This is a genomic window from Haloarcula taiwanensis (genome assembly GCA_002844335.1).
Lineage (GTDB): Archaea > Halobacteriota > Halobacteria > Halobacteriales > Haloarculaceae > Haloarcula > Haloarcula taiwanensis.
On the sequence record CP019154.1, the window covers coordinates 635,380 to 659,721 of the forward strand.

The 24,342-nt window shown below is 64.7% G+C and carries 26 protein-coding genes; 17 read left to right on the forward strand and 9 right to left on the reverse strand.

Going from position 1 to position 24,342, the window contains the following annotated elements:
* The first annotated feature begins 7 nt into the window (after nucleotides 1-7).
* On the forward strand, nucleotides 8-1,573 hold the full coding sequence (locus BVU17_03300; GenBank protein AUG46594.1) for a sodium:proton antiporter: 1,566 nt from the start codon (nucleotides 8-10) through the stop codon (nucleotides 1,571-1,573).
* Between the two features lie 30 nt (nucleotides 1,574-1,603).
* Here the strand turns inward: BVU17_03300 and BVU17_03305 are convergent, their stop codons facing one another.
* The 3 genes from BVU17_03305 to BVU17_03315 all read right to left on the reverse strand — a co-directional run bounded on the left by BVU17_03305 (nucleotide 1,604) and on the right by BVU17_03315 (nucleotide 4,526).
* The gene (locus BVU17_03305) at nucleotides 1,604-2,251 is read right to left on the reverse strand and encodes a MarR family transcriptional regulator (GenBank protein ID AUG46595.1); all 648 of its coding nucleotides are present in this window, start codon (nucleotides 2,249-2,251) and stop codon (nucleotides 1,604-1,606) included.
* 97 nt (nucleotides 2,252-2,348) lie between these two features.
* Nucleotides 2,349-3,785: a hypothetical protein gene (locus BVU17_03310; protein AUG46596.1), complete on the reverse strand. Its 1,437-nt coding sequence runs from the start codon at nucleotides 3,783-3,785 to the stop codon at nucleotides 2,349-2,351.
* A 108-nt stretch (nucleotides 3,786-3,893) separates the two neighbouring features.
* Nucleotides 3,894-4,526: a hypothetical protein gene (locus BVU17_03315; protein AUG46597.1), complete on the reverse strand. Its 633-nt coding sequence runs from the start codon at nucleotides 4,524-4,526 to the stop codon at nucleotides 3,894-3,896.
* A gap of 147 nt (nucleotides 4,527-4,673) precedes the next feature.
* Between BVU17_03315 and BVU17_03320 the strand changes: the two genes are divergently transcribed.
* The 5 genes from BVU17_03320 (at nucleotide 4,674) to BVU17_03340 (ending at nucleotide 9,287) form a co-directional block, all read left to right on the forward strand.
* Nucleotides 4,674-5,039 carry a hypothetical protein gene (locus BVU17_03320; GenBank protein AUG46598.1) on the forward strand — a complete coding sequence of 122 codons (366 nt, stop codon included), beginning with the start codon at nucleotides 4,674-4,676 and terminating at the stop codon, nucleotides 5,037-5,039.
* 497 nt (nucleotides 5,040-5,536) lie between these two features.
* Nucleotides 5,537-6,202: a DNA-binding protein gene (locus tag BVU17_03325; protein ID AUG46599.1), complete on the forward strand. Its 666-nt coding sequence runs from the start codon at nucleotides 5,537-5,539 to the stop codon at nucleotides 6,200-6,202.
* 71 nt (nucleotides 6,203-6,273) lie between these two features.
* Nucleotides 6,274-7,167, forward strand: coding sequence for a hypothetical protein (locus tag BVU17_03330; GenBank protein AUG46600.1), 894 nt, complete (start codon nucleotides 6,274-6,276; stop codon nucleotides 7,165-7,167).
* 75 nt (nucleotides 7,168-7,242) lie between these two features.
* Nucleotides 7,243-8,253, forward strand: coding sequence for a hypothetical protein (locus BVU17_03335; protein ID AUG46601.1), 1,011 nt, complete (start codon nucleotides 7,243-7,245; stop codon nucleotides 8,251-8,253).
* Nucleotides 8,250-9,287: a dipeptide epimerase gene (locus BVU17_03340; protein ID AUG46602.1), complete on the forward strand. Its 1,038-nt coding sequence runs from the start codon at nucleotides 8,250-8,252 to the stop codon at nucleotides 9,285-9,287. Before BVU17_03335 ends, BVU17_03340 begins: the two co-directional genes overlap by 4 nt.
* Nucleotides 9,288-9,337: 50 nt before the next feature.
* Here BVU17_03340 and BVU17_03345 read toward each other — a convergent pair whose 3' ends face one another.
* The 4 genes from BVU17_03345 to BVU17_03360 all read right to left on the reverse strand — a co-directional run bounded on the left by BVU17_03345 (nucleotide 9,338) and on the right by BVU17_03360 (nucleotide 12,947).
* Nucleotides 9,338-9,811: a peroxiredoxin gene (locus BVU17_03345; protein ID AUG46603.1), complete on the reverse strand. Its 474-nt coding sequence runs from the start codon at nucleotides 9,809-9,811 to the stop codon at nucleotides 9,338-9,340.
* Nucleotides 9,812-9,891: 80 nt separating this feature from the next.
* Complete coding sequence (locus tag BVU17_03350; protein AUG46604.1) at nucleotides 9,892-11,835, reverse strand: hypothetical protein; 1,944 nt, start codon at nucleotides 11,833-11,835, stop codon at nucleotides 9,892-9,894.
* Nucleotides 11,836-11,892: 57 nt separating this feature from the next.
* Nucleotides 11,893-12,405 carry a gamma carbonic anhydrase family protein gene (locus tag BVU17_03355; GenBank protein AUG46605.1) on the reverse strand — a complete coding sequence of 171 codons (513 nt, stop codon included), beginning with the start codon at nucleotides 12,403-12,405 and terminating at the stop codon, nucleotides 11,893-11,895.
* A 110-nt stretch (nucleotides 12,406-12,515) separates the two neighbouring features.
* Complete coding sequence (locus BVU17_03360; GenBank protein ID AUG46606.1) at nucleotides 12,516-12,947, reverse strand: universal stress protein; 432 nt, start codon at nucleotides 12,945-12,947, stop codon at nucleotides 12,516-12,518.
* A gap of 182 nt (nucleotides 12,948-13,129) precedes the next feature.
* Between BVU17_03360 and BVU17_03365 the strand changes: the two genes are divergently transcribed.
* The 5 genes from BVU17_03365 (at nucleotide 13,130) to BVU17_03385 (ending at nucleotide 18,665) form a co-directional block, all read left to right on the forward strand.
* Entirely contained in the window at nucleotides 13,130-13,696 is a 567-nt protein-coding gene (locus tag BVU17_03365) for a hypothetical protein (protein AUG46607.1), read from the forward strand.
* A gap of 58 nt (nucleotides 13,697-13,754) precedes the next feature.
* Complete coding sequence (locus BVU17_03370; protein ID AUG46608.1) at nucleotides 13,755-15,683, forward strand: threonine--tRNA ligase; 1,929 nt, start codon at nucleotides 13,755-13,757, stop codon at nucleotides 15,681-15,683.
* Between the two features lie 95 nt (nucleotides 15,684-15,778).
* Entirely contained in the window at nucleotides 15,779-16,819 is a 1,041-nt protein-coding gene (locus BVU17_03375; GenBank protein AUG46609.1) for a hypothetical protein, read from the forward strand.
* Between the two features lie 49 nt (nucleotides 16,820-16,868).
* On the forward strand, nucleotides 16,869-17,771 hold the full coding sequence (locus BVU17_03380; GenBank protein ID AUG46610.1) for a diacylglycerol kinase: 903 nt from the start codon (nucleotides 16,869-16,871) through the stop codon (nucleotides 17,769-17,771).
* An 87-nt stretch (nucleotides 17,772-17,858) separates the two neighbouring features.
* Nucleotides 17,859-18,665: a hypothetical protein gene (locus BVU17_03385; protein ID AUG46611.1), complete on the forward strand. Its 807-nt coding sequence runs from the start codon at nucleotides 17,859-17,861 to the stop codon at nucleotides 18,663-18,665.
* A gap of 17 nt (nucleotides 18,666-18,682) precedes the next feature.
* On the opposite strand, the gene BVU17_03390 is transcribed toward BVU17_03385, so the two are convergent.
* Nucleotides 18,683-19,525: a phage shock protein A gene (locus tag BVU17_03390; protein AUG46612.1), complete on the reverse strand. Its 843-nt coding sequence runs from the start codon at nucleotides 19,523-19,525 to the stop codon at nucleotides 18,683-18,685.
* A 60-nt stretch (nucleotides 19,526-19,585) separates the two neighbouring features.
* Here BVU17_03390 and BVU17_03395 point away from each other — a divergent pair, with 60 nt between their 5' ends.
* The 6 genes from BVU17_03395 to BVU17_03420 all read left to right on the forward strand — a co-directional run bounded on the left by BVU17_03395 (nucleotide 19,586) and on the right by BVU17_03420 (nucleotide 23,642).
* On the forward strand, nucleotides 19,586-20,179 hold the full coding sequence (locus BVU17_03395) for an alpha/beta hydrolase (protein ID AUG46613.1): 594 nt from the start codon (nucleotides 19,586-19,588) through the stop codon (nucleotides 20,177-20,179).
* Nucleotides 20,166-20,435: a hypothetical protein gene (locus BVU17_03400; GenBank protein AUG46614.1), complete on the forward strand. Its 270-nt coding sequence runs from the start codon at nucleotides 20,166-20,168 to the stop codon at nucleotides 20,433-20,435. The genes BVU17_03395 and BVU17_03400 overlap by 14 nt, the downstream gene beginning before the upstream one ends.
* Before the next feature lie 48 nt (nucleotides 20,436-20,483).
* Nucleotides 20,484-20,675 (forward strand): hypothetical protein, encoded by a 192-nt coding sequence (locus BVU17_03405; GenBank protein AUG46615.1) that lies wholly within the window; start codon nucleotides 20,484-20,486, stop codon nucleotides 20,673-20,675.
* 77 nt (nucleotides 20,676-20,752) lie between these two features.
* Nucleotides 20,753-22,414 (forward strand): CTP synthetase, encoded by a 1,662-nt coding sequence (locus BVU17_03410; GenBank protein AUG46616.1) that lies wholly within the window; start codon nucleotides 20,753-20,755, stop codon nucleotides 22,412-22,414.
* Nucleotides 22,414-23,331: a GMP synthase gene (locus BVU17_03415; GenBank protein AUG46617.1), complete on the forward strand. Its 918-nt coding sequence runs from the start codon at nucleotides 22,414-22,416 to the stop codon at nucleotides 23,329-23,331. Before BVU17_03410 ends, BVU17_03415 begins: the two co-directional genes overlap by 1 nt.
* Nucleotides 23,328-23,642: a CTP synthetase gene (locus BVU17_03420; protein AUG46618.1), complete on the forward strand. Its 315-nt coding sequence runs from the start codon at nucleotides 23,328-23,330 to the stop codon at nucleotides 23,640-23,642. Before BVU17_03415 ends, BVU17_03420 begins: the two co-directional genes overlap by 4 nt.
* Here BVU17_03420 and BVU17_03425 read toward each other — a convergent pair whose 3' ends face one another.
* Entirely contained in the window at nucleotides 23,643-24,317 is a 675-nt protein-coding gene (locus tag BVU17_03425) for an MBL fold hydrolase (GenBank protein ID AUG46619.1), read from the reverse strand. It lies immediately after the preceding gene.
* Nucleotides 24,318-24,342 lie beyond the last annotated feature (25 nt).

The window sequence follows — 24,342 nt, forward strand, 5'->3', positions numbered from 1 at the left end:
AGAACGTATGGCACCAGAGACATACGGGCTTATCAGCCTGTTCCCGGCGATGCTCGCGATTGTACTGACGCTGTTCACTCGCCAAGTACTCCTCTCGCTGTTTGCAGGCATCTGGATCGGCGCGACGGTGCTCGTCGGCTGGAATCCAGCCGCCGGAGCCGCCCGGAGCCTCCAGTTCGTCGTGGATAACGTGACTGAGCCGTTCAACGTCAAGCTGCTCCTGTTCACGTTCCTCATCGGGGCAATGCTGGGGATGATCTTCCTCTCCGGCGGGATGAATGCGCTGGCGTCACAGATGGTCAAGCGTATTCGGACTCGTCGTCAGGCGGCGCTTGGCACGTCGCTACTGGGAATGACGATCTTCGTCGACTCGTACGCCTCGACGATGATCACCGGGTCTGTCATGCGCCCGATCACTGATAAATTCGACATCAGCCGCGAGAAGCTGGCGTACATCCTTGACTCCACCACTGCACCGACCGCGTCGATATCGGTCGTCTCGACATGGCTCGGGTTCGAGGTCGGGCTCATCGCCGAGCAACTCACCACGATTGGGGTGGAGCGAAGCGCGTTCCTGCTGTTCCTCGAGTCGATACCCTATCGGTTCTACAGCCTGCTCGCACTTGCGATGGTTTTCATCGTCGTCATCGCGGACTTGGACTTCGGGCCGATGGCGAAGGCTGAACGCAGAGCAAAGGAAGAGGGCAAAGTCCTCGGTGACAACGCGGACCCACTCATGGAAACGCAGGAGGACGATATCGTCACGCCCGACCACGTAGAGCCACGGTGGTGGTACTTCGCAGCACCAATTGCCGCACTCGTGGGGGTGACCGGGTTCTCGCTGTATTACTCTGGTGGCGGGTTCGCTGGCCGGAGTCTCACCGATGCACTGTCGAACGCGGCCACCGCTGACGCAATCGTCTGGGCCTCGTTCTCGGCCTGTCTGGTCATTCTGACAATTCTGGTCGGACACGCACGGATTGCGGTCGATAAAGTGAGCGATGCCATCTTCGAGGGATTCAAAATGGTGATGTTCCCCGTTGCGGTGCTCTCGCTCGCGTGGTCCATCGGTGCTGTGAGTCAGGCACTCGGTGTCGGTCCCTACGTCGTCGCTATCAGCGAGGGAATTATCACAGCCGGGATGCTGCCCGCCATCATCTTCCTCAGCGCGGTCATTATCAGCTTCAGCATCGGCACGTCTTGGGGGACGATGGGTATCCTGTTCCCTGTCGCGATACCGCTCGGACACGCTCTCGGCGCGCCGCTTGCCCCAGCTATCGCAGCGATCCTGACCGGCGCGCTGTTTGGCGACCACTGCTCGCCCATCTCCGACACGACAGTGATGTCGAGCATGTTCGCCGCGAGTGACCACGTCGACCACGTGAACACCCAGATTCCCTATGCAGTACTGGCCGGCATCGTCGCAACCGGGCTGTTCCTGCTGGCCGGCTACGGCGTTTCGGCGTACATTGCGCTCCCCGCCGGACTGGTCGCTGTCGGGTCTGTGACGTACCTGCTCTCAGAACAGCTCTCGGTCGAAGTCCCCAGTTCGTACGGTTCGAACGCGGACTGAGACGGTCCGCTCTCCGAAACACCGTTTGGCTCAGACGATTTCCCAGCCGTCGTCGGTCCGTTCGACCACGTCGTCCTCCGCCAGCCGCGTGAGCGCTTCCTCGACGATTTCGGGCGGGGCCTCAATCTCTCGGGCCAGCGCTGGAACGGTATCGATACCGTTTGCGAGCCCGCTGACCAGTTCTGCGTACAGTCGTCCGTCGCCGTTCTCGAAGCCGGAGTCGATGCGGTCCCGTACGTCGGTCATGCGGGCTTGCACCCATCGCTGAGCCAGCGACAGTTCGTTCTCTAGCTGCTGGAGATGCTCCAGTTCGCGCGCCAGGTCGTGAAAGTCCCCGTCAGATGTGGCCCCAACGTCTATCGAGAGGTGGCGACAGGAGGGCATCTCGAACTCGGGGTTTGCCGGATAGGCGCTTTTGGTACCAAACTCGTACGGAGAGACGCGGACCTCCAGACGGAGGTTCCGGGCGATAGAGAAGTACTTTCGGCGTTGGTCGTCCGTCCGGGAGTCGACGAGGCCGGCGTCTTCGAGCTTCTGCAGGTGGTCGATGACCGCTTTCGGACTGACACCGATGTACTCGCTGATTTCGGTGACGTAGCAGGGTTTGTGTGCGAGTAGTTTGAGAATCCGCCGGCGATTGGCGTTTCCAAGGAGATTGAGTAGCTCGGCGGAGTCCATCGATACGTAGGTAGCGGGTCACGGTTCAAAAGTATGACTCTCGTCGGGCGGTTTGCTGGTGTGTCCCCCGCTCAGCGACCGGGTAGGCCCGCGACCCCTATGCGCCGCCGTTCCCGTTGCCCTGACTGCCGCCGTTTCCTCGGTCATTGTCCTGGCCGTTGCCGCCGTCGTTTCCTTGGTCACTACCCTGGCCGCTTCCTTGGTCACCGCCGTCGTTGCCCCCGTCGCCTCCGTTATTTCCCTGGTCCCCGGCCTGGTCGTTTCCGCTATCGTTTCCCTGCCCCTCCCCGCTGTCGTTCCCCTGGTCGCCTTCGTTACCGTTCTGGCTGGTATCGCCGTCGTTGCTCTGGTCGTTTCCGTTATTTCCCCGGTCTCCTTCGTCACCGTTTCCCTGGTCCCCGGCCTGGTCGTTGCCCTGCTCACCCCCGTCGCTGCCTTGGTCGCTCCCGTTACCGTTTCCCTCGTCGTTGCCCCCCTCGCCCGCATCACCGTCGGAATCCGTCTCGGACGAGCCGTCGGCCCCGTCGTTTCCGGATTCGTCGGCGTCAGAACCGTTCTCCCCGCCAGCGCCGTTTCTGGCATCGTTGCCGCTGTCGTCGCTGTCCTCGGTGCCGGACGCTCCACGCTCCCCGTTTTCGTTCCCGTTGCCCCGTTCCGCCCCCCTGTCAGACTCGTTTCCCTCGTTCCCGGCCGCGCCGTCTGCCCCCTCGCTATCGCCGTCGGTACCCCTGTCAGCGGGTGGGCCTCCCTCGGTCTCGTTTTCCTGCTGTCCGGGGGCATCGTCAGGTGGGCCTCGCTCGCTACTGTTTCCCTGCTGTCCGGGAGCCTCGCCGGGCGGGCCTCGGTTGCTCTCGTTGGCACCCCGGTCGGGCGTCTCGGCTGGCGGCCCCCGGTCGCTATCGTTGACTCCGGCGCCGTCGGGCGGTCCTGCTTCGCTCCGGTTGACGCCAGCGTCGTCGGGCGGTCCCTGTTCATCCGGGCCAGCGGTCCCCGGCGGTCCGGCGATACCCCGAGCAATCGATGCGACCTGCTGACCGGAAAGCTTGCTTGCGTTTTGTTTCAACCGTTCCAGTGCAGTGTCGTTTACACCGGTCTGTTCGGCCGCTGCATCGGTATCGTTAATCGCGGTCTGCAGGCCCGCAATCTCTGCGGTGAGTCGGCTCTGCTGTGCCACGTAGGCCTGCTCACTGATGCTTCCGTTCTCGTATCGCTGTTCGAGCGTGGCGTTTCGCTCCTGTAGCCGTTCGAGCCGGCGTTCGAGCGAGCCCGCCCGCTTCGTGACCAGCTCGGCTCGTTCAGTGCCGTTCGATTGGTTGTATGTCGACCGCCACATCCCGTTCTCGACCGTGTCGTTCGCGGCGGCAGCGTTCGACTGGAGGAACGCCGTGAGTTGCGTTCCCATTCCGCTGGCAGACTCGTTCTGCGTGGCCACTGTCTCCGTTGCGGTCTCCTGCGCTGTCACGGCTGGGAGGCCGACAGCGACAGTCCCGACGAAGACCAGCACTGTGAGGAGCGTGGCCTGGCGTGGGCTCATTCCTATTCCTACTTCGACCCTCCCACATCAAAAAGAAACGCCTTCGTTCGTGTCGTTCATCAGCCCCTGAAACAACCGCAGATAGTCCAAGAGTGTTTACGAACGTATTTAACGCGGCTTCCCCGACGGGAGCAGTCGCCAGGCGAGTCCCACCGACAGCACGGACAGCGCGACGGTGGCGACCGGCAGCGCGAGGCCGGGCTCGTAGCGCAACGGCGGATGATATCCGAAGGCGTAATCGAGCACGTCGTTGCACAGGGCCAGCACCAGCGCGGTCACGAGCGCGCCCCTCGTCGTTCGGGCGTAGTGGGGAACTAACAGCCCTTCGGCGATGAAGCCGAGGTGGGTGATGATGATGCCGAAATACGCCCACGGCGCGGGGAAGTACGCGTCGAAGCCGATATTTAACGCCACGACAGTCCACAGCCCCATCTTGACCAGCCAGACCAGCGCAATCGTATGGAGATACGCAAGCGGGACCGTCAGCGGGACCTCGTCGAGCGACTTGCCGAGAAAGGGCAGAAGGGTAGCGACCGACAGCGTCATCAGGAACAGTGCGGCCGGCGAGTCGGCGTACAGCGGCCAGAGGAACGTCGACACCTCGGGCATCGTCTCGACGTAGTACCGGATGCCGACGAGCATCGCCACGGCGTTGACGACCAGCAGCCACACGAGGCTCGGCGTCTGTTCGAGGTAGTACCGCGCGTACCGACGGGGCAACGGCCCCCGCTGCTCGCTCATGGGTCGACTCGGGACCGCTCGCGGCAAAGCCCTGTCGGACGGGAGTCGCTATCGAGCCACCGACTGTGCGTTGCCGCTGTTTGCACGGCGGCAAAAGGCTGCCGGCGAAGACTTATGTATGTGAATGGCACACATACACCTGCACCGATGTTCGAACAGTTTTCGCGTGGATACTACCTCGGCCGCCTCTACGTCGAACCGAGAGATGACGCGGCGGCCGCGATGTGTCGCGAGCAGCACGAACGAGTGAACGAACAGTTGTACGCCTCCGGCGAAGGGGTCGAACGCACAGACTATCCGCTGGTAATGAAACTCGGCTCCCAGCACTTTGCCGTCCACGGAGATGCACAGGTCCCGGCGGACACACTCGTTGTTCCCGAACCGATGCTCGAAGACGCCAACGTCCGGAACCCGCCCAGCCTCGAAGAAGTATTTCTGGCGAAAGCGGACCACGCCGCACAACTGCTCTCTCTCTCAGAGGGCGCGACGATACTCCCTGACACTGCTGTTTGAGCGGGTGAAACTCCGCTTCACTGCGTTCTCATTGGCTACCGGACGGACCGGAATTTTGAAACGTGGGATAAGTAGGTTATACGCTTAAGCTACAGAGCAATGCGGTTCGGGGGCCTCTCTTCACATGTATGTCACAGCGAAACCACGCTGAGGAGCAGGATAGCGCTACTGACTCCAAATTCTACCTCCCCGCCGGCGTATCTCCATCGCATGGTGCCGGCTGGCCCGAACGTCTCTGGGCGCTGCTGTTCAGCCATCGCGTCTGAACCGGTGACACCGCCGTACGGGAACCCGCCGGCTCAGCGGGCACGTATCCCGCTCGGACCGGCCGGACGAGACACGGAAATCGGGCCGCCTGTACTCGGCCCTCACGGCCAACCGACTCAGTTAAATTAGCGCACGACTACCCTCAGCTAGTACCAAGAGTTTGGGACGGATTTCCGCCGACGTCTCCACCACGTAATTGCACGCGCTGGCACACACCACTCTACAGACACATGACCGATATCAAGGCGGTCGTCCGAGCCGAACATCCCGACATCGTCCTCACACAGACCGTTTCCCACGACCGGAGCTCGAAAGTCAGGTCCGTGTCTGAGGCGGGCACGGACCCGACGTCGGGCAAGTTCTTTTACCACATTGAATCGTCCGACTTCCAGCAGTTCGAGGACGGATTACGGAACGACAGCACTGTCGGGGACTTCGAACGCGTCATCGAAACCAGAGACGACGAGGCCATCTACAGCTTCGAGTACACGGACGAAGCAAAGATCCTCTCCCCCGTCATCTCGGCCGCGAACGGGGTTATCCTCGACATGGAAAACGACGGGAGCGCGTGGATACTGACGATATGGCTGCCCGAACGGACGGCTCTCGCTCAGCTGTGGGACTACGCTCAAGAGAACGACATCGACATCGATCTGCTGCGCGTGAACGAGTACGCCAGTCTGGGAAACACGGACGCAGGGCTGACTGACAGCCAGCGGGAGGCGCTCCTCGTCGCACTCGAAATGGGGTATTTCGAAGAGCCGCGGAACGCGACTCTCAGCGATGTCGCCGCCGATCTGGATATCTCTCAACCCGCGGCCGGCGGTCGCCTTCGGCGCGGCATCAGGCGGCTCATCATCTCCTCGCTGAGAGATGACGACGAACCGCCGGACTGAGTGGTAACGCTTCGATGCAGTTGCGGTCCGGGAAGTCACTTTTAAGCCCGTCCCCGTCTGCCATCCAGTCGATGCTTGACCGGTTGCTGGGACGAGCGTCGCTGAAAGAGCGGGTCGCCGAACTCGAGGAGGAGAACCACCACCTCGAACGACAGCTCGACGCCGAGAAGGAGCGCCGTGCCGACGCAGCGACCGAGCGCCAGCGGGCCGAGGCCGAGGTCAATCGGCTGGAAGACCGGGTGGCTGAACTCGAAGACCGCGTCGAGCGCCTGCAGGACGAGGAGGGCGAATCGACGTTCCGGGCCGAGGAGACGCTCAGTCGGGCCCGTCTAAGTGAAGTACTCACTCGGCTGGAATCCTTCGAGACAGAGCCGGAAGGCGTCTTTACTGCCTATATCGACGCGGAGCGTTCCCTGCCCGGGCCAGTTCGGGACGCCTTCGGCGACCGCGCATCGCTGGTCGCCAGCGCCGCGCCGTGTCTAGCTGTGACGGATGACGCCGGCCTCCTGTCGGCGTGCCTGTCGGTCCCTTCGCCGCCGTCGCCGTTCACCGGGTGGGGCGACACCGTTCGGCTGGAGCGGTCGTGGTTCGAACCGACCGGTGAGCACGTCGTCGCGCTGGTCCGCTCGGACCTGTTCGCCATGGGCGAGTACGACGGCCGCGAGCGGACGGCGTTCCACGGCTTCGACTCGGAGCTGAAAAGCCAGCACTCCAAAGGCGGCTTCTCACAGAGCCGGTTCGAGCGGCTTCGGGACCAGCAGATCGACTCCCATCTCGACCGCTGTCGGGCCGCTATCGAGGAGGTGTCCCCCGACCGGCTGTACGTCGTCGGCGAAGGGTCAGTCATCCACGAGTTCGAGGACCTCGCGACGGCGACGAAGCCGGTCGACGCGACCGGGGAGCCTGCCGAGGCACTGGACGACGCCGTTCGGTCACTGTGGACTGTTCGGTTGCGCGTTCCGTAGCTCAGGACCTGTTCAGCCCGGCCCCGTCGGTACCGGTTCCGTAGCTTTTTCGCGGGGCGGCGACTCTGTCCGGCTATGGCCGTAGCCATTTTAACACACGACGCCTTTCCCGACCGGGCCAAGACAGCGGTCGGGTTGTTGCGGTACGGTGACCGAGCAGTACACGCTCTCGTCGACCGCGAGCGGGCCGGACAGCGCGTCAACGACACGCTCCCGGACGTGCAGGACGCCCCTATCGTCGCGTCGATGGCCGACGCGCCCGAGGTGGACGCGCTCGTCATTGGCATCTCTCCAATCGGCGGTGAGTTCGACGAGTCCTGGCGCGAAGACGTTCGCACAGCGCTCGAACGCGGCTGTGACGTGTACGCTGGGCTGCACGACTTCCTGGCCGACGACGAGGAGTTCGCCCGCCTCGCCGAGGAACACGACGCCGAACTCCACGACCTCCGCAAGCCACCAGAGGACCTGACTGTGGCGGCGGGCACCGCCGGCGATGTGGATGCGACAGTCGTCACAACTGTCGGCACCGACTGCTCGACGGGGAAGATGACTGCGTCGTTCGAGATCCGCGATGCGGCCCGGGAGCGCGGCCTCGACGCCGCCGTCGTTCCGACGGGTCAGACCGGCATCGCCATCACTGGCTGGGGCATCGTCATCGACCGTGTCATCGCCGACTACGCCGCCGGCGCGGTCGAGCGGCTGGTCGAAGAAGCGCAGACGGCGGACCTCCTCGTCGTCGAAGGGCAGGGTGCGCTGGCCCATCCAGCCTATTCGGGCGTGACGACGAGCATCCTCCACGGGTCGGTCCCGGATGCGCTCGTTATGTGCCACGAAGCTGGCCGCGAGGCCATCCACGGCTACGAGTCGTTCGATATTCCGCCGCTCTCCGAGTACGTCGACATCTACGAGCGCCTGGCCGCGCCCATCTCGGATGCGTCCGTCGTCGCGGGCATGCTGAACACCCGCCACCTCGACGACGGTGCGGCCGCGGATGCTGTCGCAGGGTACAGTGACGCTCTGGACGCACCGGCGACTGACCCGGTCCGCCACGGCGTTCCGGACGAGGTACTGGACGCCATCCTATGAACTGGCGCGTCGACCGCCTCGAACTGCCGCTGTCGAACCCGTTCGGTATCTCGCGAGAGACCAGCGAGACCAGCGAGACCGTCGTGGTCGAACTTACCCACGAGGGGACTACAGGTACCGGGGCCGTCACGCCGTCAGCGTACTACGACGAGAGTGCCCAGTCAGTGGCCGAAACGCTCCCCGAACTCTGTGAGACCGTCGACCGCATCGGCGACCCACACGCGCAGCAACGCATCGAGCGGGACCTCGACGAGCAAGCGCCGGGTCAGCCTGCCGCACGGATGGCACTCTCTATCGCTGTCCACGACCTCGCCGCTCGGCAGCTGGACCTGCCGCTGTACCGGCAGTGGGGCCTCGACCCCGATGCGGTCCCGCCGACCACCTACACAGTCGGCATCGACTCGCCCGAGCGGATGGCCGAGAAAGCATGGGAGGCGGCCAACAGCGGCTTCGGTCACCTGAAGGTCAAACTCGGGACCGACGACGACCGGGCGCGACTGGACGCGGTTCGGGATGCCGTCCCCGACGCCGAGATACGGGTTGACGCCAACGCCGCCTGGACCGTTCACGAGGCTATCAACAAGGCGGACTGGCTCGCCGACGCTGGTGTGACGATGCTGGAACAGCCGGTCGAGGCCGACGACATCGACGGCCTCCGCCGCGTGACCGACGCGACTGAGATTCCCGTCGCCGCCGACGAATCCTGTGTGACAGCGTCAGACGTACCGCGGGTCGCTGACGCCTGTGACATTGTCAACGCCAAACTGGTCAAATGCGGCGGCCTCAGGCCCGCAACACGGCTGCTCAACGCCGCTGCGGCCCACAATCTCGACCTGATGCTCGGGTGTATGGTCGAGTCCAACGCCAGCATCGCCGCGGCGGTCCATCTCACACCGCTTGTCGACTATGTCGACCTCGACGGGGCGCTCTTGCTGGCATCAGACCCCTACGACGGCGTGCCGCTCGACGGTGCCGTGTTCGACCTCACTTCGGTGTCGGCCGGCACCGGTGCTCGGCGGGCGCGAGACGCGTAGCTGCGAGACAGTACCGATAAAAATCCGGTTCGGAGTGTGATGTGGCCCGCTTATGCCGATTCGACTGCATTTAGCAGCTCATCGTAGTCCGGCTCGTTGGTCGGGTCGTCGGCGACCCAGCTGTAGGTGACTTCGCCGTCGTCGTCGACGACGAACACGGCGCGGTTGGCGACGCCGAGCAGCCCGAGGTCCTCAATGTCGATTTCGAGGCCGTAGTCCTGAATCGCCGACCGGCCCATGTCACTGAGCAGGTCGAACTCCAGCCCGTGCTCGTCGCGGAAGGAGTTCAGCGAGAACGCCGAGTCGGCGCTGACGCCGAGGACCGTCGCGCCGGCGTCGTGGAAGTCCCCGAGGTGTTCCTGCAGGGCCACCATCTCGTTGGAACACGGCGGCGTAAACGCGCCCGGGAAAAACGCGAGCACGACCGGCCCGTCGCCTAGATGGTCGCTCAGTTCGAAGTCCTCTACCTCACCGTTCGCGATTGTCGCCGAGATGTCCGGCGCGGTGTCGCCTGTGGAAACCATCACCCGAATATAACGGCGTCGTCCGAATAAATACCCGCCATCCGGCAGGGCGACCTCGACTCCCTGCCGCCGCTAGCCGCCTACAGCCACTCTTCGAAGGCGTGGTGTTCACGGGTCGCATTGATGTAGTCCCGCTGCATCGACGTGATGGCTGCCGAGAGGTCGTCGCCGTCGTCGAGAGACTCGCGAACGCGGGCGATCTTCCAGTCGCTCGGGGTCGTCCCGGCGTCGTATCGGGCTTCGATAGGCCCGAGGTACTCGTCAATGCGGGCCTCCGGGACGCCTTGCTCTGCCAGTCCCAGACGGGCGTACTCGAAGACCTCGTCGTAGATGGCCGCGCGGTCGGCCGTCCGCTCGCCCTCGGCGGTCACCCACGACAGGTCGGCCTCGAAGCCGTCCTGTGCGGCGTTGTAGAAGCTCCGCCTGGCTTCCTGCCACGGTAGTTCCGCGGCGGGGTGGTCGGCGGCGACCAGCCCGCGGATGAGGCCGACCGTCAGCGCCTGCAGCCCGATCATATCCTTGGCGTGGGGCTGGGTCGGGAGGGGACGGTACTCGATGCGGAGCGACTTTTCAGTGCTTGCTCCCTCGACCGGCGTTCCGCCGGCGACACAGCGGAGCCAGCGCCAGTAGGTCCCGCGCTTGTGGTCGAACTCCCAGAACTCGTCTTCGAACGCCGCCCGGTCGTCGTCGTGCAGGAACTCGCGGAGGAACGGCGCGAACAGGTCGTCGTCGACGACGCGGCCGACAACGTCCGTCGTATCGTCGAGGTCCCGTGGGACCCGGACCTTCGGGTTCTCACTGGTGTTGACAGACTGCTCGAAAGCCGCGATGCGGAGTTCGTGGTGGGTGTTCGCACAGAGCCACTCGCCGTCGGTGTCGCCGTACATATCTGCCGGGAGGAACGGCGAGTTCACCGATAGCGCAAGCAGCGGTCCGAGCGTCCGAATCGCGGCGTTGTAGTACTCGGGGAACGCCTCGGCGTCCGGAACCTGAAGGTGGGGCTGGATCGAGGTGGCCAGGGACTCGAACAGAATCGTTGGGAACGACCCGCTGTACCCCGGCACGTCGAACTCAATGGTGCCGCCGGCGTGGTCCAGCGCCTCGTTGTCCAGTGCCACGTATCTGGGGGCCTGCCGCATGTTGTCCGCGAGGACAACCCCGTCCCTCGTCTCGTGTGCCGAGAGGTACGCCTCGCTGCCCCCCTCGGGCGGGACGGTCCACATCGCATCAAGGACGAGTTCGCAGTTGTGTTTGCTCGCCTGCTGGCGGGCCTGTTTCGTCTGCATCTCTACCGCCGTCGTCTGGACCTCCATCCCGGTCTGGTCGAAGCTGTTTGGCTCGGTGTTGACCTCGGCGTTGTGCACGCCCAGTTCCTTGTTGGCCTCGCCCTCGAACACCACGTCGGGCAGGCGGGTCAGCCGTCCCTCCCAGTCCTCGGGGTCCATGTACGGCTCGTCGTCGTCCTCCTCGACGGACGACTCGACGGCCGGCTCGGCCTCCTCCTCTGGCGTCTCCGGTTCGTCCTCGGCCAGCGGACTGTCCGGGTCGATGTCGAGCGACGGCCCCTCTCCGGGGCCGAATGAATCCTCGGGCTCGTCAGCGGTTTCGGCAGCGTTCTGGTCCGATGGTTCGTTTCCAGCGGGTTCGAGAGAATCGCCCTCGTCTGGCGCAAGGGGCCCTCCGTCACCGTTTGGTTCCAGCGATGCGCCGCCGCCACCTTCTGGCTCTGCCGGCGCGTCGAGCGACCCGCTCCAGGCCGCTTCGCCCGATTCGCTCAGGTCGTCGTTCAGACCTGCTTCGGCGGTTTCCTCGCTATCCTCCGCATCGTCCGGTTCGGGCGGGTCCGGCTCCGCGTTGATGGCGTACAGTTCGATTTCCAGACCGACGGAGAACGCCTCGTTGTCGAACTCCCCGGCCTCGATGGCCCTCCGGAGCTGCATCGCCTGTTCGTCGACCCGTTCAGTGAACGCCGCGGCAGTCTCGTCAGCGAGCGACCGGGTCACTAGGTCGACGATATCGTCCATGCTCGGTACTGTGTGGGTTCTTCCACTATAAGTGACCCGTCGTTGTCCGACGGGGCGTTACTCGAAGAGGTCCTCGTGGCGGGCGGCGAGGTTGGCGTAATCGCCGGAGCTGAACGCCTCGAACACTTCGTTGGGGTCGATGGTGGTCTCGGACAGCGGTGTCACTGTGGCCGGGCTCCCGCGAACAAAGGACTCTGCTGGAACCTCGTAGCCCGGCGGAACGACCGTTCCCATCGCGACGATAGAGCCCTCCCCGATGGTGGCGTCGCTAACCGTCGAATTGAATCCGACGAGCGCCCCGTCCTTGACCGCTGCATCGTTGAGAACGGCCCCGTGGCCGACCATCACCTTCTCCCCGACGGTCGAGGCGTGGACAATGGCTCCGTCACCGATGGCCGATTCGCGGCCCACTTCGACGGGGGCCACGTCGCCGCGCAACACGACGCCGGGCCAGACGTTCGCGTTCGGGCCGACGGTGACATCTCCCACCAGCGTCGCCTCGCGGCTGACGTGGGCGTATCCGTGGATATCTGGCGTGGCTCCTTCGAAGGCGTACTCTCGGCTGTCCATACTGCTACCATCGTGTCGGCCACTCGAAAAGATACCGGTCAGAACGGGGCGCACCGGTCGTATAGCCGCTGTCGAGCGCGTCCGTACCGCAACCGCCAGCCGCACCTGAGCTATTCGATGTGGACGACGAGGACGGGGACGGGCGCGCTCTCGACGACGCGCTCGGTAACGCTCCCGAGATTGGCGACCCGGTCTCGCCCGGTTCGACCGTGGGTCCCCATTACGATGAGGTCGATGTCCTCCTCTTCGGCGTAGTTGGTGATTGTCTTGTGAGGAATCCCTTCCGCCATGGTCGTGACGACCTCGACGCCGGCCTCCTCGCCGCCGACCACGATGTCGTCGAGCGCGACCTCGCCCTCTTCCTCCAGCGACTGACGAACCTCGTCCTGATTGGCCTTGTCGGCCGCGACGTACAGCCGTCTGTCCACGACGTACAGCCCATGGAGGGTCGCGTCGTTGTCGCGCGCGATGGAGGTGGCGTGTGCGAGCGTTTCAGCCGTTCCCGAACTCCCGTCTGTGGCTACGAGCACCGAATCGTACATATCCGGCTTCTCATGCGAACTGTGCCCACATAGTACTCCCTATCACACTGATACGAGCCGTGACTGTCCAACCGACGGTGAAACCGTTTGATTCAGCTTCCGTCGTTCAGTGTATAACCGTTCTAACCATTATTTGTCAACAGGAATACTTTTGCCGGTTGCTGTCCATTCATTTCTATACGATGCAGGGGAGCACGCAGCCAGACGGTACACGGGCAGAACTGTACGTTCGTTCACTACTGCCCGACGGGCACACGCAGCAACAGGCTGCGGTAATTGACCGGCTCCAGGGGCTGTCGGACGACGGTGTTCTGTCAGATATCACTGTTCAGGTCATTGGACGGCAGATACCGTCCACGCCAGCGGAGGCGCGGACCGAACTCGGGCTGTTCGCACTCAACCGAGTTAGCGTCTTTCAGGAGTGGGCAAAACGCAACGAATGTTCACTCGAACCCGCGTTTCAGGTGCGCTCGGTAGACGCTGAAATATCGGGGGAGCAGTACCGGGCGCTCGTGTTTCCAGTCCAACTATTAGCCGAGTACGTCGGATCGAAACTCAGGTGCGTAACGCCGCACACGGCCGACGGGGAGACCGTCACTGTAACGGACCGGCTCACAATGCTCGAAGGCGAGGAAGAACTGACGCTCTCACCGCTCGAACGGGCAAGCGCGGCACGGCCACCAGCCCAGTCTGAGCTGCCAGCGGCCGACACTGCCGACGAGGATTCGGACCCGCCGTTACCAGAGTAACGCCAGCATCGCCCGCGTCTCAATACACTTATCCCCGGCCGCCGTCGTATCCTCGGATATGAGTACGGTCACGGTCACGCTGCCCGACGGGACTCCCTTAGAGGTCGAGCGCGGCAGCACGGTCGAGGATGTCGCCTACGAAATCGGGCCAGGGCTAGGTGACGACACGGTCGCCGGCGTCGTCGATGGCGACCTTGTCGACAAACACGCGCCGCTGACAGACGATGTCAGGCTCGAAATCGTCACCGAGAGCAGTGACGAGTACCTCGACGTGCTTCGTCACTCGGCCGCTCACGTCTTCGCGCAGGCCCTGCAGCGCCTCCACCCTGACGCGAAGCTCACAATCGGGCCGTGGACCGACAACGGGTTCTACTACGACATCACCGGCGTCGACATCGACGAAGACGATCTTGAAGCCATCGAGGCCGAAGCCGAGGAGATCATCGAGGAGGACCTCGACATCGAGCGCGAACTCGTCGACCGCGACGAGGCCTTCGAACGCTACGAGGACAACCCGTTCAAGCAGGACATCCTCGAAACCGAGGCCGCGGACGACGAGGAAGTCTCGTTCTACACGCAGGGCGAGTTCGAAGACCTCTGTCAGGGCCCCCACGTCGAATCGACCGGTGAAATCGGCGGTTTCGCCCTGCTGGAAATCTCGGCGGCCTTCTGGCGCGGCGAGGAGGACAACGAGACGCTGACCCGCGTGTACGGAACCGCCTTCCCGACAGAGGACGCGCTCGACGAGTTCCTCGAACAACGCCGCAAGGCCGAGGAACGGGATCACCGCAAGATCGGCCAGGAGATGGACCTGTTCTCCATCGACGAGACGACCGGGCCGGGCCTGCCGCTGTACGAGCCAAACGGCAAGAAAATCCTCAACGAACTCTCCGAGTACGTCGCCGGGCTGAACCGCGACGCGGGCTACGACGAGGTCGAGACGCCCCACGTCTTCCGCACCGAGCTGTGGAAGAAGTCGGGCCACTACGAGAACTACGTCGACGACATGTTCCTGCTCGACGTCAACGACGAGGAGTACGGCCTGAAGCCGATGAACTGCCCGGGCCACGCCACCATCTTCGAGCAGAACTCCTGGAGCTACCGCGACCTGCCGGTGCGGTACTTCGAGGACGGGAAGGTGTACCGCAAGGAGCAACGCGGCGAACTCTCCGGGCTCTCCCGGACGTGGGCGTTCACCATCGACGACGGCCACCTGTTCGTCCGCCCGGACCAGATCGAGGAGGAGGTGCTGGCGACGGTCGACATCATCCTCGACACGCTTGACACGTTCAACCTCGACTACACCGTCCAGTTCGCCACCCGGCCGGAGAAGTCCGTCGGCGGCGACGAAATCTGGGAGAAAGCCGAGTCCCAGCTGGAGTCGGTCCTTGACGAGCAGGACATCGACTACGTCGTCGAAGAAGGCGACGGCGCGTTCTACGGCCCGAAGATCGACTTCGCCTTCGAGGACGCGCTCGGACGGCACTGGGACGGCCCGACCGTCCAGCTGGATTTCAACATGCCCGAGCGGTTCGACCTCTCCTACACCGGCGAGGACAACGAGGAGCACCGCCCGGTGATGATCCACCGCGCGCTGTATGGCTCCTACGAGCGGTTCTTCATGGTGCTGACCGAACACTACAACGGGAAGTTCCCGCCGTGGCTCGCCCCCGAGCAGATCCGCCTGCTGCCGGTCAGTGACGACAACATCGCCTACTGCGAGGAGATTCAGGACGAACTTGAGGACTTCCGTGTCACCATCGAGGACCGCTCCTGGACCGTCGGCAAGAAGATACAGCAGGCCCACGACGACCGCGTCCCGTATATGTGCGTCATCGGCGACAACGAGGAGGAAGCCGGGACCATCTCGGTCAGGGACCGCAAGGAACGCGAAGAGAAAGACATCGACATCGCCGCGTTCCGCGACCACCTCGAAACCGAAGTCGAGCAACAGCGGACCGCCGTGACGTTCCTCGCCGGCCGATAGCTGCTGTTTGTTCGGCCGATTCTCGCTGCCGCTGTATTGGCACTCCGGAATGCGCCGGGCGCGCCCTTTTATCCCCAGCGGGCGAGCCGACCTGTATGACCACCGACAGCGGGGAGTCGAGCGACACCATGCGGGAGCGCGCCGCGGGCGACACCCGACTCCTCTGGCTCCTCCTCGATGCGGACCGCTGGCTCGTCACCGCCCTCCTCTCGGGCGTTCTGTTCTGTGGCATTCTCGCGGTCGGCCTCCTCCACCCCACGCCGGCCCTGGCGCTGCTGACCCGCGGCGACCCGGTGGAAACGCTGTTCCAGGCGCTGATTACGGGGACGATAACCGCAGTTACGCTGGTCCTGACGCTGAGCCAGCTCGTCCTGTCACAGGAACTCGGCGCGGCCGGCGACCAGCGCGAGCGGATGGACGGGGCGATGCAGTTCCGCGCGGACGTGGCCGACGCCGTCGACGCTCAGGTCAGTCCCGCGGAGCCCTCGGCGTTCCTCCGGTCGCTGGTCCGCGGGACCGCCGAGCGGGCCGAAACAGCCCGGGACGCCGTCGACGACACCGCGCTCGACGACGACCTGACGGCGCTGCTGTCGACGTATCTGGAGGACGTGACGAGCAACGCCGACAGGGTCACCGACCAGCTCGAAGGCGGGACCTTCGGGGAGTTCGACGTCATCAAGGCCGCCCTGAACTACAACTACTCCTGGAAACTGTACGTCGGCCGGCGCATCAGGGAGACCTACGCCGAGGAACTCACCGACGACATCGACGACTCGCTGGCGGAACTCGTCGAGACGCTCGAACTGTTCGGCCCGGCCCGGGAGCACTTCAAGACGCTGTACTTCCAGTGGGAGCTGTCGAACCTCTCCCGGACGCTGCTGTACGTCGCGGTTCCGGCGCTCACCGTCGCGGTCACGTCGCTGCTGTTCCTCGATACGCAGGACTTCGTCGGCCTCACGGCCGGCGTGCCCGACGTGCTGTGGCTCGTCGCCGTGGCGACGACGGCGGCGGTCCTGCCCTTCACCGTCCTGCTGTCGTACATCCTCCGCATCGTCACGATAACCAAGCGGACCCTCGCTATCGGCCCGTTCATCCTCCGGGAGACTGACCGGAGCGCCGACGTCGACTGGGACTGACGGCGACACATCACCACGGTATAAGTGCCGCTCCGGACTCGGTAGTAGTATGCAGATTGGCTCGCGCCGGTGTATCCTCAACCCCGTCAGCGGCGACGGCGAGCACGCCGACTACGTTCCGCGGCTGCTGGAAGCACGCGGGTTCGAGGTGTACGAGACGGCGGCTCCGGGCGACGCCGTCGCGTTCGGCCGCGAGGCGGGCCGGGCCGAGGCTTCCGAGGTCGCCGTCTGTGGCGGCGACGGGACGGTAAACGAGGTCGTCCGCGGCCTCGACGACGCCGGCCACCTCTCGGACGTGACGCTGAGCGTCGTCCCGGCCGGGACCGCGAACCTTCTGGCCGGGAACGTCGGCATCAGGGACATCGAACACGGCGTCGAAATCGCCGACACCGGAACGAAGCGGACCGTGGACGTGGGCGTCGCTGGCGGCGAGCCGTTCCTCGTCTCCTGTATCGCGGGCCTCCCAGCCGACGCCAGCGTTTCGACCCCGGGCGACCTCAAAGAACGGTTCGGCACGCTGGCGTTTCTGCTCACCGGCGCACAGGAGGCGCTGCGTTTCGACGGGCTCGACATCACTATCGCGGCTGTCGGCAAAGACGGGCCGTTCACCTGGTCCGGCGAGGCCACGTGCCTGCTGGTGGGCAACGCCCGCAAGTTCGTCGCCGAAGGCGGGCAGGCGAACATGGAAGACGGCCTGCTCGACGTGGCTATCGTCGAACAGATGCCGACGGGGAATCTCGTCGCGGAGGCTATCGGCCAGCGACTACTGGCACTTGATACCGACGGTGTAACCCACGTCCGAGCGGACGAGATCACCGTCGACGGACACGGTGAGACACTCACCTTCAGCCGCGACGGCGAACTCAGCACCCACGAGACGCTGTCGCTGTCGGTGCGCACGCAGTCGCTCACGCTCCGCGTAGGACCGGGATACGAGCCGAACCCGGAGTGACGGCTTGGACCGACGGTCAGCGGTTCCGCGCCCGAAACCCCGGCGGCGTCCCGGACGCCTTTGTCACCGTCCGTCGAGAGAGGTGGTATGGCCCCGCTCTCGACGGGCGCGCTCGTGGTATTCGCGCTCGTCGCCGCTGCGCTGGCGCTGTTCGTCACCGAATGGCTCCCGCCGGACATGACCGCCGTCGCCGTCCTCGTCGCCCTGGTCGTGCTGGAACCGTACACCGGCGTCCCGGCACGGACAGCCATCGACGGGTTCGCCAGCCCGGCGGTGGTCACTATCGTCGCGATGTACATCCTCAGCGCCGGCGTCGAATCGGCTGGCGTCGTCGACTGGCTGGCCGGGCGACTCGCGGCGCTGGACCTGCTTCCCATCTACATCGCCGCGCTGGGCGGCCTCGTCGCCACGGTGGCGACGGGCACGCTGAGCGCGTCGCAGGCCTACGACGCGGTGAGCTGGAACGTCGTGTTCCTGCTCGCCGGCCTGCTCCCGCTGGGGCAGGCGATGCAGGCCACAGGCGGGGCCGCGTTCGTCGGCGCGCTCCTCGTCGACGCCGCCGGGGTCCTTCCGCCGCTTGCGCTGCTGGCGCTGGTGTACCTCCTCACGGCCGTCCTCGCCAGCGTTATTACTCCGCCCGCAACCGTCGTGCTGATGATTCCGATTGCCGTCGCCACCGCCGCCGAGATCGGCGTTTCCGGGTTCCCGTTTCTCGTTGTCGTCACGTTCGCGGTCGCGACGGCCTTCCTGACTCCCATTGGATACCAGACGAACCTGATGGTCTATGGTCCCGGCGGCTACCGCTTCACCGACTTCGCACGCGTCGGCGGACCGCTCCAGCTGCTTCCGTGTGCCGTGACGACGCTCTCGGTGTCGGTTGTCTGGCCGCTGTAAAGTTCCGGGCCGCCGCGTTACTGCTCGTCCTCTTTCAGCTCGTCAAGCTCCGACTCGACCTCGCTCTCGTCGACGTCGACCTGCGTACTCTCGTCGGCGAGTTCCTGCTCCAGTTCGGCCTCGGAGACGTCCGCGTCGGTCGACCCGCTATCGCCGTCCTCGGCTTTCCCCATCTCGGCTTTCAGCGTGTCGAGTTCGGCGTCGACTGAGCCTTTCTGTCGGACTTCCTCAAGCTCCCGCTCCAGCGAACTCTCATCCGATATCTGACTTTCGAGGACGCCGTCCTCGCGGAGTTCGTCCATCGCCTGCGAGCGGGCTTCCATGTCCTCGGTGCGTTCCTCCGCACGCTCGATAGCCTGATTGATGTCCTGCATCTCGTCGCCCGCGCCGGTCATTGCCTCGTTGACGCGCGCCGACGCCTTGGCGGCCTCGTGGCGGGCCTTCATCGTCTCCTTCTTTGTGCGGAACTGCTCGATCTGTTTCTGGAGCTCGTCTTTCTGCTCGACCAGCTGGTCCTGTTGGTTCTGCAAGTCCTGTATCTGGCCTTCCAGATCCTCTATCTGGCTCATTTTCTGCTTTTTCTTTTCCAGCGCCTGACGAGCGAGGTCTTCACGGTCCTGCTCGACGGCTTGACGCGCCTGTTCGTTGTGCTTCTCGACGTTTTCTTCGAGGCGGCGCTTCTGGATCTCCAGTCGCTTCTTCTGGGTCGTCAGGTCCGCGATGCCCTGTTTGACATCCTGCAGTTCGTCACGCAACTGCTCGTAGCTGTAATCGAGGGTCTCTGTCGGGTCCTCCGCTCGGTTCAGGACGGCGTTGAGTTTCGAGCGGATGACGTACGACGCGCGCGAGAGGATTCCCATGTATGCGCATTGGTCTCTCCAACCTTAAATTTCTTACAGAGGGCTGGCGAGTGAACACGTATGACTACCGTCGGGATTCCGGGCGGGCGAGACGTCACCGCGACGCTCGACCGACCCGGGTCGGACGCTATCGTCGTTGCGTGCCCGCCCCATCCACAGTACGGCGGTAAGCGGTCGGACACGCGCCTGAACGCGGTCAGCGACGCACTGGCCCCCGATGTCGGCTGTCTCCGCTTCGACTACGGCGCGTGGGACGAGGGCCGCGGCGAACGGGTCGACGCCGAGAACGCGCTGGCGTGGGCGAGCGAGCGGGCCGACGCTGTCGGCCTGTTTGGCTACAGTTTCGGCGCAGCTGTGGCGCTCTGTGCGGCCGCCGAACTCGATAGCGAGTCCGAGCCGTCGGTCTTCTCCGTCCTCGCCCCGCCGGCCGGACTGACCGCCCATCTCGATGCTGTCGCCGCGCTCGACGCTATCGACTGCCCGGTACAGGTCGTGGTCGGCGAGCGCGACGACACTGTGGACTGGGAGCCGGTCGTCGACCGGGCCACCGAACTGGGACAGGCCGTCGAGCGTCTGCCGGCCGATCATCACTTCGTCGGCCAGAGCGGCCGTGTCGGTGAGACTGTTGGGCCGTTTCTCCGTGGCCATCTGTAGCCGGTGTCGAATCCGACTGCCGGGACCCGAGACTACCGGACAGTATCGAAAGACAGAGGCACTGTGGGTCCGAGTCCCGACCATGAACCGCCCGCTCGCGTTCGCTGCCGTGTCGTTTGTTGCCACGCTGGTGACGCTGTTAGTACTGATGCAGACGGCACTCGTCGCAGGCGGCCCGCTCCGGGCGCTCGTGCTCGCCTCGGCTGGTGCCATCGGGACCTACGTCGCTATCAGGTCCGGCGTGCTCAAGTCCTGACTCTCGGCCGAAGGTACATTTATACTATATACTGATAAATAGTGATGTATGTCAACGCGAACCAGGGAAGCGGCGTCTCACTCGACACGGCACGGCATCGTCTCGCTTCTGGGTGGGTTCGTCGCTGGCTATCTGTTGTTTATCGCCATCGGCTCAAGTCCCAGTGATGCGGTGTTTTCGGCGCTGTCACTCGCCGCGCTCGTGGCCGCGTGGCGTGTTCTCACGCTGCCCTCACTGTAGCCGCGTTGACACTGCGACGGGGTGGCGAACAGTGCGCGCTCCGAAACCGTTTAGACTACGCGGGGTTCACCGTCGGTATGCCGACCGAACCCGAAACGGACTACGACCCGGAACTGGGTCGGAAGTTCATCTTTGTCACCGGTGGCGTGATGTCTGGCCTGGGGAAAGGCATCACCGCCGCCAGCACAGGCCGATTACTCAAAAACGCCGGGTTCGACGTTACAGCGGTCAAAATTGACCCGTATCTGAACGTCGACGCCGGTACGATGAACCCGTTCCAGCACGGCGAGGTGTACGTGCTGAAAGACGGCGGGGAGGTCGACCTCGATCTGGGGAACTACGAGCGGTTCCTCGACATCGACATGACCTTCGACCACAACGTCACGACGGGCAAGACCTACCAGCACGTCATCGAGAAAGAGCGCGCCGGCGACTACCTCGGTCGCACGGTCCAGATTATCCCGCACATCACCGACGACATCAAACGCCGCATCCGCGAGGCCGCCGAGGGCAACGACGTCTGTATCATCGAGGTCGGTGGCACTGTCGGCGACATCGAGGGGATGCCCTATCTCGAAGCACTCCGGCAGTTCGCCCACGAAGAGGACGAGGACGACATTCTCTTTACCCACGTCACGCTCGTCCCCTACTCGAAGAACGGCGAACAGAAGACCAAGCCGACCCAGCACTCTGTGAAGGAACTGCGCTCTATCGGCCTTCAGCCGGACATCCTCGTCGGTCGCTGTTCGGACAAACTCGACATCGACACGAAAGAGAAAATCGCACTGTTCTGTGACGTGCCGACCGAGGCGGTGTTCTCGAACCCGGATGTCGACGACATCTATCACGTCCCGCTGATGGTCGAAGAAGAAGGTCTCGACCAGTACGTGATGGAGGAACTCGACATCGCGTCGGAGGCCCTGCCCGAGGACGAGCGGGAGAACCGCTGGCGCGACCTCGTCACGCAGCAGACCGAAGGCGAGGTCGAGGTCGCCCTCGTCGGCAAGTACGACCTCGAAGACGCCTACATGTCCGTCCACGAGGCGCTGAAACACGCTGGGTTGGAGAAGAACGTCGACGTGAACGTCCGGTGGGTCAACTCCGAGAAGATGAGCGACCACCACGCGGACCGGATGCGCGAGGCCGACGCCATCGTCGTCCCCGGCGGGTTCGGCGCGCGCGGGACCGAGGGGAAGATCGAGGCGATCCGCTACGCCCGCGAGAACGGCGTTCCCTTCCTCGGGCTGTGTCTCGGCTTCCAGATGGCTGTCGTCGAGTATGCCCGCAACGTCCTCGACCTGGCGGGCGCTCACTCCGCTGAACTCGACGAGGACACGCCACACCCGGTCATCGACATCCTGCCCGAACAGTACGAGATCGAGGACATGGGCGGGACGATGCGGCTGGGTGCTCACGAAACCGAAATCGACGCGAATACGCTCGCCGCGACGTTGTACGGCGGCGAGTCCTGTACCGAACGGCACCGCCACCGCTACGAGGTCAACCCCGAGTACATCGACGACCTCGAAGCCGCCGGGCTGAAGTTCTCCGGCCGCGCCGGGAACCGTATGGAGATACTCGAACTCGGACCGGAAGACCACCCGTACTTCATCGGGACGCAGTTCCATCCGGAGTTCCGCTCCCGGCCGACGCGTGCTAGCCCGCCCTTCGTCGGACTGCTCGAAGCCGTGCTCGGTGAGGACCCACACGCTGCGACGACCGAGGAGGTGAGCCACTGATGGTGAACGTTGACGAGTTCATCGAAGAGGCCAAAGCCGAAATCGCCGAGGAAATCGGCGACAAACACGCCGTCATCGGACTCTCCGGTGGCGTCGACTCCTCGACCGCCGCCGCGCTGGCCTACGAGGCCATCGGCGACCAGCTCACCGCCGTCTACGTCGACACCGGGCTGATGCGGAAAGGCGAGACCGACGAGATCCGCGAGACGTTCGACTACATGGACTCGCTGCGGGTCGTCGAGGCCCAGGACCGCTTCCTCGAGGAACTCGAAGGCGAGACCGACCCCGAGGAGAAACGCCACATCATCGGCGAGCAGTTCATCCGGGAGTTCGAGACGGTCGCCCGCGAGGTCGACGCCGACTACCTCGTCCAGGGGACCATCTACCCCGACCGCATCGAGAGCGAGGGCACGATAAAGAGCCACCACAACGTCGGCGGCCTGCCCGAGCGCATCGACTTCGAGGGCATCGTCGAGCCGATGCGGGACCTCTACAAGGACGAGGTGCGGGAAGTGGCCCGCGCGCTCGACCTTGAAGAGATAATCTCCGAGCGGATGCCGTTCCCCGGTCCCGGGCTCGCGGTGCGTATCATCGGCGAGGTCACCGAGGAGAAACTCGAAGTCGCCCGCGAGGCTAACCACGTCGTCGAGGAGGAACTGGAGGAGTACGAGCCCTGGCAGGCCCTGGCCGCCGTCATCGGCAAGGCCACGGGCGTGAAGGGCGACAACCGCGTCCACGGCTGGGTCGTCGCTGTCCGCTCGGTCGAGAGCCGTGACGGCATGACCGCCCGGGCGCAGGAACTCGACTGGGACACGCTCCAGCGCATCCAGTCGCGCATCACGGGGGCCCACGAGAACGTCGCCCGCGTCGTCTACGACGTGACCCACAAACCGCCGGCGACCATCGAGTACGAATGAAGGTCGTCCTCGTCGGGACGGACCCCAACGGCATCACGGACGCCCTCGACGCCGAGGGCCACACCGTGACGGTCGCCGACGTCGGCAACCGGCCGGGCCTGGAGGAGGCCGGCGTCCACGAGGCGGACGTGTACCTGCTGACGGAGATGTCCCAGGCCACCTCCATCGCCGTCGCCAAGGACCTCAACCCCGACCTGCGGGTCGTCGTCTACGCTGAGGGCTCCTTGCCGGACTTCGCCAGCCGGCAGACCGACCTCGTCGTCGACCCGGACCTGCTCGGTCCCGACGCGGTCGCCGAGGAACTGGACTGATTACAGCGTCACCGCCAGCCGGTCGAGCCGCTCCGAGCCGCTTTTTTTGAAGGGAACTCCGTGGCCCGCGACCGCGACCTCGAAGGCGGGCGACCGGTCCGCGAAGTCGCTGATACTCCGGGCGACGGCGTCGGTGTCGTAGCTCACCAGCCACGGCGAGGGTTCGAAGCGGCCGCCGTCCTCCCGGACGAGGTCACCCAGCAGTCCCAGCGACAGCGACTCACTGACGTAGCAGACGTGGCCCGGCGTGTGGCCAGGCGTCTCGTAGACGGTGAAACTGCCGACGGTGTCGCCGTCGGCGAGGGGGACCACGTCGTTGGTCGGCGCGTCCAGAAACGGCGAGACGAGCCGCTGGAACGCGCCCTTGTGATTGCCCAGCGGCGGGGATTGCTCGCCGGTGACCAGCGGGGCGTCCCGTTCGCCGACGTAGATGGTCGCGTCGATGCCGTCGAAGGCCGCCAGTCCGCCGACGTGGTCGAAATCGAAGTGGGTCAGGAGAATGCGGTCCAGATCCCGGAGCTCGTAGCCGGCGTCGCTCAGGCCAGCGATGAGTTCGTTTCCGTGCCAGGGCAGCCCCGTATCCACGAGCGTGAGCGTTCCGCCGTCGTCAACGAGCGTCGCGTTGACGCCCGTGAGATCGTACCACCAGCTATCGTCGGCGAGCGCCGTTACCATACCGCGGCGTTGGTGTGGCGGTTCC

Excerpts from the sequence above, each read along its gene's own strand:
- BVU17_03300 (AUG46594.1), top strand. The coding sequence starts at position 8 with ATGGCACCAGAGACATACGGGCTTATCAGCCTGTTCCCGGCGATGCTC.
- BVU17_03305 (AUG46595.1), bottom strand. The coding sequence starts at position 2,251 with ATGGACTCCGCCGAGCTACTCAATCTCCTTGGAAACGCCAATCGCCGG.
- BVU17_03310 (AUG46596.1), bottom strand. The coding sequence starts at position 3,785 with ATGAGCCCACGCCAGGCCACGCTCCTCACAGTGCTGGTCTTCGTCGGG.
- BVU17_03315 (AUG46597.1), bottom strand. The coding sequence starts at position 4,526 with ATGAGCGAGCAGCGGGGGCCGTTGCCCCGTCGGTACGCGCGGTACTAC.
- BVU17_03320 (AUG46598.1), top strand. The coding sequence starts at position 4,674 with ATGTTCGAACAGTTTTCGCGTGGATACTACCTCGGCCGCCTCTACGTC.
- BVU17_03325 (AUG46599.1), top strand. The coding sequence starts at position 5,537 with ATGACCGATATCAAGGCGGTCGTCCGAGCCGAACATCCCGACATCGTC.
- BVU17_03330 (AUG46600.1), top strand. The coding sequence starts at position 6,274 with ATGCTTGACCGGTTGCTGGGACGAGCGTCGCTGAAAGAGCGGGTCGCC.
- BVU17_03335 (AUG46601.1), top strand. The coding sequence starts at position 7,243 with ATGGCCGTAGCCATTTTAACACACGACGCCTTTCCCGACCGGGCCAAG.
- BVU17_03340 (AUG46602.1), top strand. The coding sequence starts at position 8,250 with ATGAACTGGCGCGTCGACCGCCTCGAACTGCCGCTGTCGAACCCGTTC.
- BVU17_03345 (AUG46603.1), bottom strand. The coding sequence starts at position 9,811 with ATGGTTTCCACAGGCGACACCGCGCCGGACATCTCGGCGACAATCGCG.
- BVU17_03350 (AUG46604.1), bottom strand. The coding sequence starts at position 11,835 with ATGGACGATATCGTCGACCTAGTGACCCGGTCGCTCGCTGACGAGACT.
- BVU17_03355 (AUG46605.1), bottom strand. The coding sequence starts at position 12,405 with ATGGACAGCCGAGAGTACGCCTTCGAAGGAGCCACGCCAGATATCCAC.
- BVU17_03360 (AUG46606.1), bottom strand. The coding sequence starts at position 12,947 with ATGTACGATTCGGTGCTCGTAGCCACAGACGGGAGTTCGGGAACGGCT.
- BVU17_03365 (AUG46607.1), top strand. The coding sequence starts at position 13,130 with ATGCAGGGGAGCACGCAGCCAGACGGTACACGGGCAGAACTGTACGTT.
- BVU17_03370 (AUG46608.1), top strand. The coding sequence starts at position 13,755 with ATGAGTACGGTCACGGTCACGCTGCCCGACGGGACTCCCTTAGAGGTC.
- BVU17_03375 (AUG46609.1), top strand. The coding sequence starts at position 15,779 with ATGACCACCGACAGCGGGGAGTCGAGCGACACCATGCGGGAGCGCGCC.
- BVU17_03380 (AUG46610.1), top strand. The coding sequence starts at position 16,869 with ATGCAGATTGGCTCGCGCCGGTGTATCCTCAACCCCGTCAGCGGCGAC.
- BVU17_03385 (AUG46611.1), top strand. The coding sequence starts at position 17,859 with ATGGCCCCGCTCTCGACGGGCGCGCTCGTGGTATTCGCGCTCGTCGCC.
- BVU17_03390 (AUG46612.1), bottom strand. The coding sequence starts at position 19,525 with ATGGGAATCCTCTCGCGCGCGTCGTACGTCATCCGCTCGAAACTCAAC.
- BVU17_03395 (AUG46613.1), top strand. The coding sequence starts at position 19,586 with ATGACTACCGTCGGGATTCCGGGCGGGCGAGACGTCACCGCGACGCTC.
- BVU17_03405 (AUG46615.1), top strand. The coding sequence starts at position 20,484 with ATGTCAACGCGAACCAGGGAAGCGGCGTCTCACTCGACACGGCACGGC.
- BVU17_03410 (AUG46616.1), top strand. The coding sequence starts at position 20,753 with ATGCCGACCGAACCCGAAACGGACTACGACCCGGAACTGGGTCGGAAG.
- BVU17_03415 (AUG46617.1), top strand. The coding sequence starts at position 22,414 with ATGGTGAACGTTGACGAGTTCATCGAAGAGGCCAAAGCCGAAATCGCC.
- BVU17_03420 (AUG46618.1), top strand. The coding sequence starts at position 23,328 with ATGAAGGTCGTCCTCGTCGGGACGGACCCCAACGGCATCACGGACGCC.
- BVU17_03425 (AUG46619.1), bottom strand. The coding sequence starts at position 24,317 with ATGGTAACGGCGCTCGCCGACGATAGCTGGTGGTACGATCTCACGGGC.